General features: G+C 67.8%; 2 protein-coding genes. Both read right to left on the bottom strand.

The genetic code is table 11. The features are described 5' to 3' along the window. Positions 1 to 4: 4 nt before the first annotated feature. Entirely contained in the window at positions 5 to 7744 is a 7740-nt protein-coding gene (locus tag H977_RS0125365) for a non-ribosomal peptide synthetase (RefSeq protein WP_029110489.1), read from the bottom strand. Then, positions 7741 to 18066: a non-ribosomal peptide synthetase gene (locus H977_RS33895; protein ID WP_036477165.1), complete on the bottom strand. Its 10326-nt coding sequence runs from the start codon at positions 18064 to 18066 to the stop codon at positions 7741 to 7743. The genes H977_RS0125365 and H977_RS33895 overlap by 4 nt, the downstream gene beginning before the upstream one ends. Between the last annotated feature and the right edge of the window lie 16 nt (positions 18067 to 18082).

The following is an 18082-nucleotide window of genomic DNA, read 5'->3' as shown; positions in this document are numbered from 1 at the left end:
TGCCCTAGAGCATCCCGAGCGACTGCAGGTCGGCCACATACTTCAGGATGACCTCCGGCGCGACTCGTGGAATATCGTTCGCGGCACCGACTTTCGCTCGGCGAACCGCGGCGCGGAACCGGTCGGCAGGCGCGTAGGAGCCCTGCGTCGGCTCGGGTGCCCGGAGCTCGCCACCTTGCTGTCGCAGCAGGGTCAGCATCTGCAGGACCGAGTTCTGCCGCTGCCGTTCCGGCAGGGCCTTCAGGCCGGTTTCGAACCGCTGCAACCATTCTCCGAAGTCGTCGACACGTTCGATCGGGTAGCCGGCCTCGATCAGCCAGTCGATGTAGGTGTCGATGCCGATACCGTCGTCGTGCGGGTTCATCACGTGGTAGGTCTCGAAACCCGCTGAGGCCGACCGGGCCACCTCCCAGCCCAACGTGGCGATGGACTCCGCGACGAAGTTGACGGGCAGCCCGTCGAAGTGCGCACGTTGCCGTTGGCCGTCGTCGCCCAGCCGGTAGAACGACGCGGGCGCAACGCCGGTGGCCACGATGCTCAGCACCATGCGGCTGACCGTGTCGGTGAGGTTCAACTGTCCCGCATAGGTCGGGTCGGCCATGATCATGCCGGAGCGGAAGACCGCGATCGGCAAGTGGCAGAGATCGTGCGCCTCACGTAGCAGGACCTCACCGGCCCATTTGCTGTTGCCGTACCCGTTGGCGTAGCCCGCATCGACGGTGCGGAGCGGGCTGGCAAACCGGATGTCGGCGTCCTCGGTGAACTTCGACGGCTCGATCTGGCGGCCCACATCGGAGGTAGACACGAAGTTGTAGGGCTTGAGCTTCGTGGTCAACGCGAAGCGGATCAACTCGGCGGTACCGACGACGTTGGGTCCGAACAACTCTCGGTAGGGCAGCACGCTGTTGACGAACGCCGCGGAGTCGACGATCAGGTCGACACGCTCGGCCAGCTGCCGCCAGCGCTCGTCGACCAGTCCGAGATTGGGTTCGCCCTTGTCGCCTGCGATGACCTCGAGCCGTCCGTCCGCGAGTTCCCGGAAGTGCCGGAGCAGCACCGGGTCGGTGTCGAAGGTGGCTTCCAGCCGCCGGCGCGCGTCGTCGTCGGAGTCGGCCCGCACCAGGCAGATCACCGAGTCGTCGACCCGGCGCAGCCGTTTGAGCCAGTCCAGCAACAGGTATCGGCCGAGAAATCCCGTGGCCCCGGTCAGCAGGACCGTCTGCACCTGCCCATTCGGTCGCGGCAGGGCCCGCGCGGTGCGCAACGTGGCTCCGTCGATGAACTTGTCGAGGGTCAGGTCCCGCGCGTACACCTCACCGACGACGGTTCCGTGCACCGACGTGAAGCTCACCCCGGTGGGTGCGGCCGCCACATCCGATCCAGCCTCGCTGGTCAATTGGAGGCTCAACCCTGCCACCGACGGCTTCTCGAAGAGCGTGCGCACCGGGAGCTCGGCTTCGAACGCCGTGTTGACCGCCGCGATCGCCCGCATCGCAGAGATCGAATCGCCGCCGAGATCGAAGAACGAATCGTCGATGCCGACGCGGTCCAACCCGAGCACCTGGGCGTAGATGCCGGCGAGCGTGTGCTCGGTCGGGGTGGCCGGGGCGCGGTACCGGGCGGCGTCCCGGTACTCGGGAGCCGGCAGCGCACGGCGATCGAGCTTGCCGTTGACCGTCAGCGGCAGTACGTCCAGCACCACGATCGCGGCGGGCACCATGTAGGCCGGGAGCCGTTCGCCGAGTTCCTTGCGCAACTGAGTCGGATCGGCGTTGCCGGTGATGTAACCGACCAGGCGCTTGTCGCCGGGACGGTCCTCGCGTGCGACCACCGCGGCCTGGTTCACTCCGTCCAGCTCGGCGAGTGCCGCCTGGATCTCGCCGAGTTCGATGCGATAGCCACGGATCTTGACCTGCTCGTCGGCCCGGCCGAGGTAGTGCAGCTGGCCGTTTTCATCCCACTTGACCAGATCGCCGGTGCGGTACATGACCTGACCCGGAGCGTCGTCGCCGCCGAACGGGCAAGCGACGAAACGGGATGCGGTCAGCCCGGAACGGTTGAGATATCCGACGGCCACACCGCGGCCGGCGAGATAGAGCTCGCCCACCACGCCTGCGGATACCGGACGCAGCCACTCATCGAGAACGAACGTGGCCCCGGAGGGAACAGCTGACCCGATCGGAACGCCACCACCGGCCGCACCCGCGGCCAGGGGTGCGCTCATCGCGCCGTAGATCGTGGCCTCGGTCGGTCCGTATGCGTTGATCATCACCCGGCCCGGTGCCCAGCGTTCCACCACCTCACTGGGGCAGGCTTCGCCGGCCACCACCAGAGTGGTGTTCTCCAGACCTTCCGGCGACAGCATTCCCACCGCGGACGGCGTCTGGTACAGCACGCTGACGCCTTCGGCGACCAGAAGATCGTGCAGATCGTCCGGCGAACCGGCCACCGCCTCCGGCACGATCACCAGTTTGGAACCATGCAGCAATGCGCCCCAGATCTCCCACACCGATACGTCGAACACCAGTGAATGCCATTGCGACCAGACCTGTCCCGGGCCTGCGGGCAGATCCGGATGCAGCCGCTCGAGCACCTGGGTGACATTGCCGTGCGTGACGGCGACGCCCTTGGGGGTGCCTGTGGTTCCCGAGGTGTAGATCAGGTAGGCGATGTCATCGGCAGAGGGCGGGAGCAGGTCGGCGGTCGGGTAGATCAGTCCCGCGGATTCCACGGCGGGATCGTCTATCTCGACGATCTGCACGTCCGCACTCTCGAGCCGGGATCGCAATTCGGCCGTCGTGATCGCGATGATCGGTGCGGCGTCGGACAGCATGAACTCCAGCCGGGTGGCCGGCACCGCGGGGTCGATCGGCAGGTAGGCCGCGCCGGTCTTGAGCACGGCCAGGATCGCCACGATCGCCAGGTCTGACCGCGGCGCCAGCAGCGCCACGGTTTCGCCCGGACCGGCACCCATGAGTGCCAACAGGTTTGCCAGCCTGCGGGCTTCCTCGTCGAGCTCGTCGTACGACAACGAGCGATCGTCGAAAGTCAGCGCCGGGGCGCCGGGATCACGGTCCACCTGCCGGCTGAACATCTCCGGGATCGAGACGGGTGCGGTCACCGGTTGGCCGAGGATCTCGCGGTGGCTCCACACGTCGAGCCGGTCGTGCTCAGAACTCTCGAGCACATCCATCGCCGAGAGCCGGCGCGTCGGATCGGCGGTCATGTCCACCAGCAGCCGCTGGAACCGTTCGACCAGTGCCTCGATCTGTTCGACGTCGAATACGTCGCTGTCGAATTCGAGACGCAGGCCCAGTTCGTGGCCGGGCAGGGCCATCACCGACAGCGGGTAGTGGTTGTACTCGCGGTTGTTGAACTCAGTGACGGCCAACTCCTGCACACCCATGAACGCACTGGTGTCGATCGGGTAGCTCTCGTACAGGAACAGGGTGTCGAACAGCTGCTCATGGCCGGCGAGGTGGTGAATGTCGGTGAGCGCCAGGTGTTCATGCTCGAGAGTGTCGTTGTGGGCACGCTGCAGCTGCTCCAGCAGCTCGGCCACCGTGGTCGTAGCGGTGGTGCGGGCTCGCACCGGCACGGTGTTGATCAGCAGACCCACCATCTGATCCGCACCGGCCAGGTCCGTGGGCCGCCCCGATACCGCGGTGCCGAAGGCCACGTCGTGCTGACCGGTCAACCACATCAGCAGCTGCGCCCAGCCGGCCTGCAGCACCGTGGCCACCGTGGTGCGCTGCGAACGCGCGAGCTCACCGAGCGCGCGGGTGGTCTCGGCCGAGACCCGGTAGGTCTCGATGCCCCTGGGGCCAGGCTCGGCCGGCGGCGCGACCAGGGTGGGAGTCTCGAAGCCCTCCAAGACGTTTCGCCAGGCTTCTCGGGCCGCGTCCCGGTCCTGGCCGACAAGCCAGCTGACGAAGTTGCGATAGGACGCCGGTGCGGGAAGCCGCTGCCCGAAGTAACTGGCGAAGACCTCGCGCAGCAGGATCGGCAGCGACCAGCCGTCGATCACGATGTGGTGGAAGGTCAGGACGAAGCGGTGTTCATTGCCCGCGGTGCGGATGAGCGCGGCCCGGAATGTCGGCCGTTCGGAGAGATCGCAGACCGCTGCCCGCTCGGTATCGCAGAGCTCACGGACCTCCTCGTCGGCCGTCCGGTCGTCACCGCGAAGGTCCAGGTAGCGCCACGCCATCACCGGGTCGGCGGGAATGACCTGCACGGGTTCGCCGAACTGCCCGCAGAACCGCGCCGCCAGATTCGGGTGCCGGGCCACCACGGTGTGGACCGCGTCGCGCAGCCTGTGCTGGTCGACGATTCCGGTGACGGTGATGTCGAGCTGTACCGCGTACACGTCGTCGTGGTGGCCGCGGCCCCGCGCGAATGTGGAGTGGAACAGCAACCCCTGCTGCACGGGGGTCAGCGGCAGCACATCGGCAACCGTGTATTCCCGTGCCAGCTCATCGATCTGGCGCTGGCTGAGTTTCGCCGGTAGGACATCGGACGGGGTCAACCCGCCGCCACCGGAGTTGACGTGGGCACAGATGCCCCGCAGCGCCTCGAACCACAACCGGCTGAGCCGGTCCACCTGATCCTGACCGACGACCGAGGGAGCCCAGGTCCACGCGGCCTGCAAGCACGGACCGGCGTCGGTGTCCATGGTGCCGGCATTGAGTTCGACGGTGTGCATCAATGGCATGGGCACCTCTGACACCACGCCGGTGGTCGACAACGCGTCCTGATCGATGCGCCACAGGTCCTCGCCGAGGTCTGCCATCCCGGCGGCGACCCGGCCGAGGTAGTTGAACCCGATCGTCGGGTCCGCACCGTCCAGCTCCACGTCGGCGTTGAGGTAACGCAGCATGCCGTAGGTCAGGTCGTCAGGCAGGGCGCGCAGCTGCTCCTTGGCCTCCTTGATGATCGAGCCCAGCTCGGCATCACCCGAAACCACTCGGGCCCAGGGCAGTTCCGGAGTTGCCAACGCGACCGGATACTTGGTGGTGAACCAGCCCACCGTGCGCGACAGATCGATGTCGGAGTCCAGATCCGCTCCCCCGAGATCCTCACTGCGGCCGTGACCTTCGACGTCGAAACCGATCGGGAGGCTGCCGGTACCGAGGTACTCGGTCCACGCCAGGCCGAAGGCGATCAGCAGGATGTCCTGTACCCCGGCGTGAAACGCCGCGGGTACCGGGCCGAGCAGCGCTCGGGTGGTCTCGACATCGAGCTCCACCGACAGCTGACCGGCGTTGGCGTAGGTGTCCACCTCGGGCCGCACCGGCGGCAGCGCAGCGGGCACCTCAAGCACCTTGCGCCATGCCTCGGCGTGCCGGACGACGTTCGCATCGCCGGCGTGTTCGGTCAGCAGGTGTGACCAGCGGGCGAACGAAGTACCGCCATGAGGCAGCTGCACCGGCTGCCCGCTGTGGCGCTGCGCCCACGCGATATTCAAGTCTTCCAACAGAATTCGCCAGGACACTCCGTCGACGGCCAGGTGGTGGATCATCAGTACCAGCTGGCTGGTGCCGGGTACCCACAACGCGCGCAGCACCGAGCCGCCGGCCGGGTCCAACTGCGTCAACGCCGCGACCAGCGCCTCGTCGGACAATTCCTCGACGGTGGACGTGCGATCGCGCGCGTCGACCACGCCCTTGTCCGGCACGCTCAGCGACCACTCGCCGTCCGCATCGGTCTCGGCGAGCATTCTCAAGGTGGGATGCCGATCGAGCAGCTCCTGCACCATGACCACCACATCGTCCTCGGTCACCCCGTCGGGGGCTCGCAGCACGACGGTCTGGTTGAACTGGTCGACCGGGCCCTGCACATCGCGCAGCCAGCGCATGATCGGTGTGGCCGACACCGGGCCGATGCCCTCGTCGACGACGGCGTGCTCCGGATCGGAGAAGACCGAGACCTGGGCGACCCCGGCCACGGTCTGCTCGACGAAGATGTCGCGCGGCCGGCATCGCACACCGGCCGCCCGGGCCCGGGCCACCACCTGCATCGACAGGATGCTGTCTCCGCCGAGGTCCAGGAACGAGTCGTCGACACCGACCCGGTCCACCCCCAGCACCTGGGCGTAGATGTCGGCGAGGATCTCTTCGACCGGGTTGCTCGGTGCCCGGTAACCGGCTCCGGCACTGCGATATTCGGGCGCCGGTAGCGCGCGTTTGTCGAGCTTGCCGTTCACCGTGAGCGGGAACGCGTCGATGACCACCACCGCGGCGGGCACCATGTACGCAGGCAGCCGCTTGGCCAGCGCGGAACGCATCTGGCCGGGATCGGCCGTCCCGGTGACGTAACCGACGAGTCGTTTGTCTCCCGGTCGGTCCTCGCGCGCGGTCACCACCGCCTGGGTCACCCCGTCCAGCCCGGCGAGTGCGGCCTGCACCTCGCCGAGTTCGATGCGGTAGCCGCGGATCTTCACCTGCTCGTCGGCACGGCCGAGGTAGTGCAGTTGGCCGTCCTCGCCCCACTTGACCAGATCGCCGGTGCGGTACATGACCTGACCCGGAGCGTCGTCGCCGCCGAACGGGCATGCGACGAAACGCGATGCGGTGAGCCCGGGCCGGCGCGCATACCCGACCGCTACCCCGGCGCCCGCTACGTACAGCTCGCCGACCACGCCCTCAGGTGCCGGCCGGAGCCATTGGTCCAGCACGAACAACGCCGCACCTGGGACCGGGGAGCCGATCGGCACGACGGCGCCGGCCGACTGCGACTTCGTCAGCGGTGCGCTCATCGCCGCGTAGACAGTTGCCTCTGTCGGTCCGTAGGCGTTGATCATGACCCGGCCCGGGGCCCATCGGTCCACCAACTCGCTCGGGCAGGCCTCACCCGCCACCACCAGCGTGGTCGATTCCAGCCCCTCCGGTGACAACATGCCCGCCGCCGAGGGGGTCAGGCACAGCACGCTCACCTTCTCGGTGAGCAGCAGATTGTGCAGCTCATCCGGCGAACCGGCGGCGGCCTCCGGCACGACCACCAGACGTCCGCCGTGCAACAGCGCACCCCAGATCTCCCACACCGAGACGTCGAAGACCAGCGAATGCCATTGCGACCACGCCTGTCCCGGCTCCGAAGGCAGGTCCGCGTGCAGGTGCTCGACCAGCTGGGTCACGTTGCGGTGGGTCACCGCGACCGCTTTCGGCACACCGGTGGTGCCCGAGGTGTAGGTCATGTAGGCCAGGTCATCCGGTTGCGGACCCGGCAGCGCGCCGCACGGCTGCTTCTCGACAGCGGGATCGTCGAGGCCGACGACCGGCACCTCGCCACCGTCCAGTCGGCCGCGCAGATCCGCGCTGCTGACCGCGACGACGGGCGCCGCGTCGCTGAGCATGAACCCGATCCGGTCGTCGGGATGTGCCGGGTCGATCGGCAGATAGGCGGCCCCGGTCTTGAGCACGGCCAGGATCGACACGATGGCCTCAGCCGAGCGGTGAATCAGCAGTGCGACCGTCTCACCCGGCCTGGCGCCATGATCAACCAGCAGGTGGGCCAACCGATTCGATTCCTCATCGAGTTCGCGATAGCTCCACGACCGGTCGCCGCAGACCAGAGCCACGGACTCCGGGGCGCGGACCACGTGGGCGGCGAACAGCACCGGGATCGTGACCGGGTCGGACGCCGGCCGGCTCAAGACCGACCGGTTGCCCCAGTCGTCGAGCCGGTCGTGCTCACCCTCGTCGAGCAGGTCGAAGGACAACAGCGTCCGGCTGGAATCGATGCTCATGACTGCTCCCTCGTGTCCGCGGTCATGGCATCTAGTACCCGCCTGAACCGCTTGACCAATCGCCCGATTCGGACCGAATCCAAGACGTCGGAATCAAATTCGACGCGTAAGCCCAGTTGATGGCCTGGAACCGCCTGCACCGAAAGCGGGTAATGGTTGTACTCGCGATTGGTGAAACCGGTGATCGACAGGTCGCCGACCCCTGACAACGCGGCCGTGTCGATCGGATAGTTCTCGTAGACGAACACGGTGTCGAACAACTGGTCGTGACCAGTTGCGCGATGAATCTCGTGGAGGGCCAGGTGCTGATGATCGAGGGTGTCGTTGTAGGCACCCTGCAGCTCCTGCAGCAGGCTGCCCACGGTGGTGGCCGGGGTGATCCTGGCCCGCACCGGCACCGTGTTGATCAACAGCCCGACCATTGATTCGGCACCGGCCACGTCGGCCGGCCGGCCGGACACCGCGGTGCCGAAGGCGACGTCACGCTGGCCGGTGAGCCACATCAGCAGCTGCGCCCAGGCGGCTTGCAGCACCGTGCTGACCGTGGTGTGGCAGCTGCGCGCCAGCTCGCCGAGAGCCTGGGTGGTCTCGGCCGACAGCTGGAACGATTCGACACCACGCCGGCCGAGAGCCTCGCGGCCCGGGATTCCGACGAGCGTGGGATTTTCGAAACCGTCAAAAACCTTGCGCCACGCCGTTTGTGCAGCGCCGATATCCTGCTCGGCCAGCCAGGTGACAAATCGCCGGTATGGAACGGGGGCCGGCAGCCGCCCGCCCAGGTAGCCGGCGAAGATCTCCTGCAGCAGGATCGGCTTCGACCAGCCGTCGAGCACGATGTGGTGGTTGGTGAGCACGAATCGGTGCTCATCAGCCGAGGTGCGGATCAGCGCGGCCCGGAATGGGGGCTGCTCCCCCAGACCGCTGACCTGGGCTCGCTCGGCAGCCGAGAGCTGCTGAACCTGCTGTTCCACAGCATCATCCGCATCACCGGTGAGGTCCAGGTACTGCCAGGCGAGCACCGGCTCTGCCGGCAGGATCTGCACGGGCACACCGAAGTCCTCGTAGAAGCGAGCCACCACGTTCGGGTGCCTGGTGAGCACGTTCTGCACGGCATCGCGCAGGCGGTTCGGATCCAGCTGACCCGCCACGGTGACGTCCAGCTGCACCGCATACAGGTCGTCGCCGCCTTCCCCGGCTTCGGTGTGAAACAGCAGCCCCTGCTGCAGCGGGGTCAGCGGCAACACGTCGGCGATCGCGTATTCCCGCTCCAGCTCATCGATCTGGGGCTGGGTCAGATGCGCCGGCGCGAGATCCGATGGGGTGAGCCCGCCTCCGCCGTGCCGGACATGAGCACAGATTCCGGCCAACGCCTCGAACCACAGTCGGCTGAACCGGGCTACCTGCTGCTGGTCCAGCGCCGAGGACGCCCAGGTCCACGTGGCGTGCAGGCGAGGACCGCCGTCGGCGGCAGAGTCCAGCGTGCCCGCGTTGAGCTCCAGGGTGTGTCCCAGCGGGGTGTCCACCGCCGTGGCCGACGCGGTGATCTCTACCGCCTGCTGATCGATCCGCCACAGTTCGTCGGACAGCTCACCGACCCCGGCACCGAGGCGGCCCAGGTAGTTGAACCCGAACGCCGGGTCTGGTCCGTCCAGGTCGACGTCGGCATTGAGATACCGCAGCAGTCCATAGGTCAGACCGTCAGGCAGATCCCGCAACCGTTCCTTGGCGGCCTTGACCACGCCGCCCAACTCAGCCTCACCCGAAGTCACCTGGTCCCAGGACAGTTCGCCCGGGCTCAGCGCCACCGGGTATTTGCTGGTGAACCAGCCGACGGTGCGGGACAGGTCGACGTCGGCGGTGAGTTCCTCGGCCCGGCCATGGCCTTCGACGTCGATGGTGATCGGACCGGGTTCGCCGTCCAGGAACTCCGCGGCCGCCAGGCCGAAGGCGATCAACAGGATGTCCTGTACCCCAGCGTGAAACGCTGCCGGAACCTCAGCGAGCAGCTGGCGGGTGGTCTCGGCATCCAACTCGACCGACAGCTGCCCGGCATTGGCGTAGGTGTCCATCGCCGGTTGGACCGCGGGCAATGCTGCCGGGATCGCCGCCACCTCGCGCCAGGCCCCCGCCAGCTCCACCACCGCCGGGGTATGCGCATGCTCGTTGAGCACAGCGGACCAACGGGCGAAGGAGGTCCGCGGCGCCGGCAACTCCACCTCCTGGCCGCTGCGGTACTGCGCCCAGGCGATATTCAAGTCTTCCAACATGATTCGCCAAGACACGGCATCGACGGCCAGGTGATGGATCATCAGTGCCAGGGTTCCGGTGCCGGGTACCCACAGCGCTGTCAGCATCCTGCCGGCCGCGGCGTTCAGCCGTGACCGCGCAGCGCGCAGCGCCTCGTCAGACAATTCGTCGACGACATGCACGCAGGCTTCCGCGTCCACGGCGCCGCGCTCGGGCACGGCCAGGGACCATTCACCACTGTCGGTGGTCTCCACCCGCAACCGCAGCATGGCGTGCCGGTCCAGCAGTGCCTGCACCAGGCCCACCACGTCGGCCTCGGTCACGCCATCGGGCGCCTGCAGGACCACCGTCTGGTTGAATTCGTCGATCGGGCCGCCGATTTGACGTAGCCACCGCATGATCGGCGTGGCTACGACCGGACCGATTCCCTCGTCGACCACGACGTCCTGACCGTCGGCGGAGACCACCACCTGGGCCAGTCGGGCCACCGTCTGTTCGACCAGGACATCACGCGGTCGGCAGACCAGGCCCGCGGCCCGGGCCCGAGCCACCACCTGCATCGAGGAGATGCTGTCCCCGCCGAGGTCGAAGAACGAATCGTCGACACCGACCCGCTCGACGCCGAGCACCTGGGCGTAGATGCCGGCCAGAATCTGCTCGACCGCGTCGTGCGGTGCCCGGTAGTGATCGGCGTCCTGGTACTCCGGCGCCGGCAGAGCCCGGGTGTCGAGCTTGCCGTTCACCGTGAGTGGCAGTGCATCCAGCGCCACCACCGCAGTCGGAACCATGTACGCGGGAAGGCGTTCGGCCAGCGCGCTGCGCGCCGCCGCCGGGTCAGCGGAGCCGATCACGTAGCCGACCAGACGCTTGTCGCCGGGGCGGTCCTCGCGGGCGATCACCGCCGCCTGGTGCACTCCGTCCAGTGCGGCCAGTGCGGCCTGAACTTCACCGAGTTCGATGCGGTAGCCGCGGATCTTCACCTGCTTGTCGGCGCGGCCTTCATATCTCAGCTGCCCGTCGGCACCCCATCGCACCAGATCGCCGGTGCGGTACATGCGCTGTCCGGGCGCTCCGAACGGGCAGGCCACGAACCGCGTCGACGACAGGTCCGGACGGCCGACGTAGCCCTCCGCCAATCCGGCTCCGGCCACGTAAAGCTCGCCGACGACGCCCACCGGGACCTGACGCATCCACTCGTCGAGCACGAAGAAGGCCAGGTGTTCGAGCGGCACGCCGATCGGGCTGGTATTGCCGTCCACATCTGCGCCGCCGATCTCGCGGTATGAGGCGTGGACCGTCGTCTCGGTGATCCCGTACATGTTGATCATCCGCGGCGCACCCGGGTGGCTCCGCATCCAGCTTGACAGCCGTTGTGGCTCAAGCGCTTCACCGCCGAACACCACGGTCTGCAGCTCAAGCCGGCGACCCAGTTCCGGCGCCAGCTCATCCGCGGTCTGCAGGGCGTAGAACGCCGACGGAGTTTGGCTCAGCACATTGACCCGCTCGCTGACCAGCAGGGCGTGCAGGTCTTCGGGCGACCGCACCGCCGCATCGGGGACGACGAGCAGGCGGCCACCGGACAGCAGCGGACCCCAGATCTCCCAGACCGAGTAGTCGAAGGCCAGGGAGTGGCACTGACTCCAGACCCGACCGGCGACCAGTTCACCGCTGAGCGCCTCGAGCAGCCTGGTGACGTTGCGGTGGCTGACCGCCACCCCCTTCGGCGCACCGGTGGTCCCCGACGTGTAGATGATGTAGGCGATGTCGTCGGGCGCCACGAGCGGCGAATCACCTGGTGTGCCCGGCAGTTCGGTACCTGGCTGGGAACCGGCGCTGTCGATCTCGAGCACCGGCACACCGGACGGCTCCAGCCGCTGACGCAACTGCTCGGTGGTGAGCGCCACCACCGGTGCGGCGTCCGCCAGCATGAATTCGATGCGGGCGTCGGGATGGGCCGGGTCGATAGGCACATATGCCGCCCCCGTCTTCACCACCGCCAGGATGGCGACGATGGCCTGCGCATCACGGGGAAGGAGCATGGCGACTCGCTGCCCCGGCCCGGCGCCCCGCGCGGACAGCAACTGCGCCAATCGGTTTGACGACTCGTCGAGCTCGCCGAAGGTCATCGACCGCCCGTCGGAGGTGAGTGCGACCGCATCGGGGTCGCGGGCCACCTGCTCGCCGAACAGTTGCGGTATCGAGGTCGGCTCGGTCTGCGGTCGGGTCAGGACGGCTCGGTTGCCCCAGCTGTCCAGTCGGCCGTGTTCGTCGGCGTCGAGCAGGTCGATCGACGCCAGCCTGCGGGCCGGGTCGGCGACCATGGTCTCCAGCACGTATCGCATCCGATCGACCAGGGCCGCAACGTCATTCGTGTCGAACACGCCGCTGTCGAATTCGATTCGGAGCCCGAGCTCGTCGCCGGGCATCGCCACCACCGACAGCGGATAGTGGTTGTACTCGCGGCTGGTGAAGTCGGTGATACCGAGTTCCTGCGCGCCCAGTAAGGCCTCGGCATCGATCGGGTAGTTCTCGTAGACGAAGAGAGTGTCGAACAGCCGGTCCTGGCCCGCCACCCGATGGATCTCGGCGAGCGCCAGGTGCTCGTGCTCAACGGTGTCGTTGTGCACCCGCTGCAGCTGGTCCAGCAGATCTGCCACGGAGCTGGCCGCGGTGATCGTGGCCCGGACGGGAACGGTGTTGATCAGCAGGCCCACCATGGCATCCGCGCCGGGCAGGTCCGCCGGCCGCCCCGAGACCGCGGTACCGAAAACCACGTCGTGCTGGCCGGTCAGCGCCATGAGCACCTGAGCCCAGGCGGCCTGCAGCACGGTGTTGACCGTGGTGTGCTGTGCGCGAGCGAGCTCAGTGAGTGCCCGGGTCGTCTCGGCAGGCAGCCGGTAGGACTCGGTCCCGCGCGGCCCGGCCGGGGTCGGGGGTCCGACCAGGGTGGGTGTCTCGAACCCGGCGAGGGCGTCGCGCCACACCACTTTCGCGGCTTCGTCATCCTGGCTCGCCAGCCAGCTGACGAAGTTGCGGTACGAGGGAGGCGGGGGCAGCCGGTGCCCGAAGTACTCGGCGAACACCTCCTGCAGCAGGATCGGCAGTGACCAGCCGTCGATCACGATGTGGTGGATGGTCAGGACCAGTTTGTGCTGCTGATCATCGGTGCGGATCAGCGCGGCACGGAAGGTCGGCTGCCCGGCCAGATCGCAGACAGCGCTGCGTTCGGCAGCGCACAACTGCTCGCTTCGAGCATCGATATCGTCTGCGGCGCCGGTCAATTCGACGTACTGCCACGCGGTCGCCGGGTCGGCCGCCAGTACCTGTACCGGCTCGCCGAACTCGTCGTGGAACCGTGCAGCCAGGTTGGGATGGCGGGCGATGACCGCGCTCACCGCTTGGCGTAACCGCTGCGGGTCGAGCTCGCCGGTGACGGTGACCGCCAGCTGCACCGCGTAGACGTCGTCGCCGACGGTCCCGGTGTCGTCGGTCAAGCTGGACTGGAAGAGCAGTCCCTTCTGCAGCGGGGTGAGCGGAAGGACATCGGCGATCCGGTATCGCTCGGTCAGCTGGTCGATCTGTTTCTGGGTCAGCTGCACCGGGGCGACATCCGACGGTGTGAGGCCGCCGCCGCCGGACTGCACGTGCGCACAGATGCCGGCCAGGGCCTCGAACCACAACCGGCTGAGCCGTTCGACCTGTTCACGACTGAGCACCGAGGGCGCCCACATCCAGTTGGCCTGCAGCTGCGGGCCGGCAGGGCCGTCCAGGGTGCCGGCGTTGAGTTCCACGCTGTGGGCCAACGCCATCGGGACCGCCGATGCCACGTCGGACATCGACAAGTTGTCCTGGCTGATCCGCCACAGGTCTTGGGACAGGTCGGCCGCACCTGCACCCAGCCGCCCGAGGTAGTTGAAGCCGACGGTCGGGTCGGCTCCGCCCAGGTCCACATCGGGATTCAGGTATCGCAACAGGCCGTAGGTCAAGCCGTCGGGCAGGGCGCGCAACTGTTCCTTCGCGGCCTTGATCACCGGCCCGAGGGCCGCGCCGCCACCGGCCACGTGTGCCCAGGACACCTGGCCGGTGGACATGGCCACGGGGTATTTGGCGGTGAACCAGCCCACGGTGCGGGAGAGGTCGACGTTGGGTGCCAGATCCTCGGCGCGCCCGTGACCTTCGACGTCGATCCCGATCGGTACGCTGCCGGTCCCGGTGCCGGAGAACTCCGCCCAGGCCAGTCCGAAGGCGATCAGCAGGATGTCCTGCACGCCGGCGTGGAATGCGGCGGGGATCTCCCCCAGCAGCATCCGGGTGGTCGCTTCGTCCAGGGCGACCGTCAACCGCCCGGCGCTGGCGTAGGTGTCCAGCTCCGGCTGTACCGGCGGCAGCGCGGCCGGGGTCGCCGCGACTTTCCGCCAGGTGTCGGCGTGCCGGACCACATCGGTGTCCCGCGCACGTTCGGCCAGCAGCTCCGACCAGCGGGCGAACGACGTGCCACCGGTGGGCAGTGCGACGGGCTGACCGCTGTGGTGCTGTGCCCAGGCGATGTTGAGGTCTTCCAACAGAATTCGCCAGGACACACCGTCGACTGCCAGGTGGTGGATCACCAGGGCCAGTTGGTTGGTGTCTCGGGCCCACAGAGCATGCAGCATCACTCCGTCGGCCGGATCGAGCCGCGATCGTGCACTTTGCACTGCCTCGTCGGACAACTCCGCAACGACGGTCAGACAATCGCGGGCCTTCACTGACCCCTTGTCCGGCACGGTCAACGACCAGTCAACACTGCCGGTCGCCGCCGGCACCTCGGCGCGCAGCCGCAATGTGGCGTGCCGATCCAGCAGCGCCTGCAGGACGATCTCGGTATCGGCCTGGGTCACCCCGGCCGGCGCCTGGATCACCAGGGTCTGGTTGAACTGGTCGATGCCGCCCGGCATCTCCTGTAGCCACTGCATGATCGGCGTCGCGTCGACCGCGCCGATGCCTTCGTCGATGACCGCCTCGCCACCGGCGAGCTTGGCCACGCCGCCCAGCCGGGCGACGGTCTGCTCCACGAAGACGTCGCGCGGCCGGCACCACACGCCGGCTGCCCGGGCCCGCGCCACCACCTGCATCGACAGGATGCTGTCGCCACCGAGATCGAAGAACGAGTCGTCCACGCCGACCCGTTCCACGCCCAGCACATCAGCGAAGATGCCGGCCAGGATCTCCTCGACGGCATCGCCCGGAGCCCGGTATTCGGCTCTCCCGCTTTGATATTCGGGTGCCGGCAACGCGCGGGTGTCCAGCTTGTTGTTGGCGGTCAGCGGCATCGCATCGAGCACGACCACCGCGGCCGGGACCATGTAGGGCGGAAGGTGGTCTGCCAGTTGCGCCCGGGCCTCCAGCGGATCGACGGACCCGGTGACGTAACCGACGAGTCGTTTGTCGCCGACGCGGTCCTCGCGCGCGATCACGGCGGCGTGTTCCACCCCGTCCACCCGCGCCAGCGCGGAACGGACCTCACCGAGTTCGATGCGGTAGCCGCGGATCTTGACCTGCTCATCGGCGCGGCCCAGATACTGAAGCTGTCCGTCCTCGCCCCACCGCACCAGATCGCCGGTGCGGTACATCCGCTGCCCTGATACGCCGCCGAAGGGGCACGCCACGAATCTCGAGGCGGTCAGATCCGGTCTGCCGATGTAGCCGCACGCCACGCCGTCTCCGGCCACGTACAGTTCGCCCACCACGCCGGTCGGTACCGGTTGCATCCAGGTGTCCAGAACGAACAGGGCAGCGCCGGGGACGGGTGAACCGATGGGAACGACAGTCCCGGCGGCTCCCGCGTGCAACGGCGCGCTCATCGCCGCGCAGATCGTGGTCTCGGTCGGGCCATAGGCGTCGAACATCACCCGACCGGCGGCTGCCCAGCGATCGACCAGCTCTGTCGGGCAAGCCTCGCCGGCCACCACCAACACCGCGGATTCCAGACCCTCGGGGGACAGCATCGCGGCTGCGGACGGGGTCTGGGTGAAGACGGTGACCCCTTCGGCGACCAGCAATCGATGGAAGTCCTCGGGAGAGCCGGCCACCGATTCGGGCACCACGACCAGACGGCCACCCCGGAGCAGGGCGTGCCCGATCTCCCACACCGAGGCGTCGAAGCCCAGTGAGTGGCACAGCGGCCACACTCCTCGGCGCGGCAGGCTGGCGTCCAGCGAGGTCATCAGCTGGGTCAGATTCTGATGGGTGACCGCCACGCCTTTGGGAGTGCCGGTGGTCCCCGACGTGTAGATGACGTATGCGATGTCGGCGGGAGCCGTCGCCGGCAACGGGGTGCCCGGCTGAGCCTCGATGAGCGGATCGTCGACGTCGATCACGACGCCGCGGTAGCCGTCGAGCCGGGACCTCAGTTTCGCCGTGGTGACGACGCCGATCGGGGCCGCGTCGGCCAGGATGAACTCCATCCGCGACGTGGGTACGGCCGGATCGATCGGCAGGTATGCCGCACCGGTTTTGAGTATCGCCAGCATTCCGACGACCGCCCGGGCCGAACGGTTCGAGAACAACGCCACCCGCTCGCCCGGACGGGCTCCCTGGGCTGCGAGTAGATGCGCCAACCGATTCGCCGCCTCGTCGAGCTCGCGGTAGGTCAGCGTGCGGCCTTCAAAGGTCAGTGCCGCGGCATCGGGTGCGGCAGCCACCTGTTCGGCGAACATGTCCGGTATCGACACCGGCGCGGCTGTGGGTTGCGTGAGCACAGCCTGATTGCCGATCTCGGCCAGCTCGGCACGTTCCTGGCCGGCCAGCAGGTCCAGTGAGGACAGCGGCCGCTCCGGGTCGGCAGCCATCTCCACCAGAATCCGTTGGATGCGGTCGGCCAGATCGGAGACTTCGAAGTCCGCGAACGGGCGCCCGGTACCCGCCGTACTCAGGAAGAGCTGGTCACTCGACCCGATGAAGAACAAACCGAAGTGTCCCATCGGCCCGTGGTTCGTATAGGACACCGTGACAGGGGCGCCCGCGAGATCCAGGGTGAGGCGGGACGGGATGAAGTTGACCGCCACTCGGTTGGACGCCTGCCGGGACCCACTCGCACCGTTGAGGGTGTGCACGGGGAAACGCTGATGCTGCAGGAGTTCTCGAAGACGTGAATCGACATGCCGGCAGAATTCTCCGACCGTCCAATTCGGCGGAGCCTTCAGTACCAATGGCACCACCCCGGCGAGCATCGCCGGCAGCGTCTTCGATTCCGGGGTAACGCGCCTGCTGACCGGGAAGTCGAGGGCCACCTCCGAGGCGTTGGCTGTCCATGCCCGCACGAGAAGGGCGCACGCCGCGGTGGTGACCGAGTATCGGCGGATACGCAGGGTCTTGGACAGTTCTTTGATGTGTCCGACGGCCGCCTGGCCGACCTCGACCGAGGCGGAAGGCGCGTACGCGTCACGCCCGTTCTCCGCCCGGGGCGGGCCCTGGTCCACACCTCCCTCGGTTGGGAGGTGGTCCCGCCAGTAGGCGAGATCATCCTGAAAGCTCTGGGACGCTTGGTATTCGGCTTCGCAGTCCACGAGATCCTGCAGCGATCCGAAGTACGCCGGCGGCACGGGATCTCCCGAGACCAGCGCCGTGTAGATCGTGGCGATCCGCCGGCTGACCAGCGCCATGCCGAGGCCGTCGACTGAGATGTGGTGTCCCAGCCCGAACAGGAAGTACTCCTCGTGTCGGGTCCTGAACAGGGCGAACTTCACCAGCTGACCGCTGAGCGGCAGCGGCGTGTGCTGGATCGCCGACGCGAGTTCCCGGGCCCTCTGTTCCGGGTCGGCGCAGTCCCTGACGTCATGGAACACCAGCTCGAGGTCGGAGTAGTCGACCGCCTTCTGGAAGACCCGGCCGTCCACCTCGAACACTGCCGCCCTGGCCGGCTCCGCCTCTTGCAGGGCCTGCCGGATCGCCTGCTCGAGGAGATCGCGCTGAACCGCGCCGTCAATTCGCCCGAGAAGGCCGAGTTGCCACTCGGTGCCGGCGAGGCCGCTTTCCTGTGAAAGCCAGATATCCAACTGCCCACGGGAAAGCGGCAGTGCTCCGCCCTCAGGTTCCATTATGTATTCAACTTCC

Origin of the sequence: Mycobacterium sp. URHD0025, assembly GCF_000426065.1 — a bacterium.
GTDB lineage: Bacteria > Actinomycetota > Actinomycetes > Mycobacteriales > Mycobacteriaceae > Mycobacterium.
The sequence above is the reverse complement of the archived record's forward strand: the minus strand, read 5'-3'. Positions and strand labels throughout refer to the sequence as shown.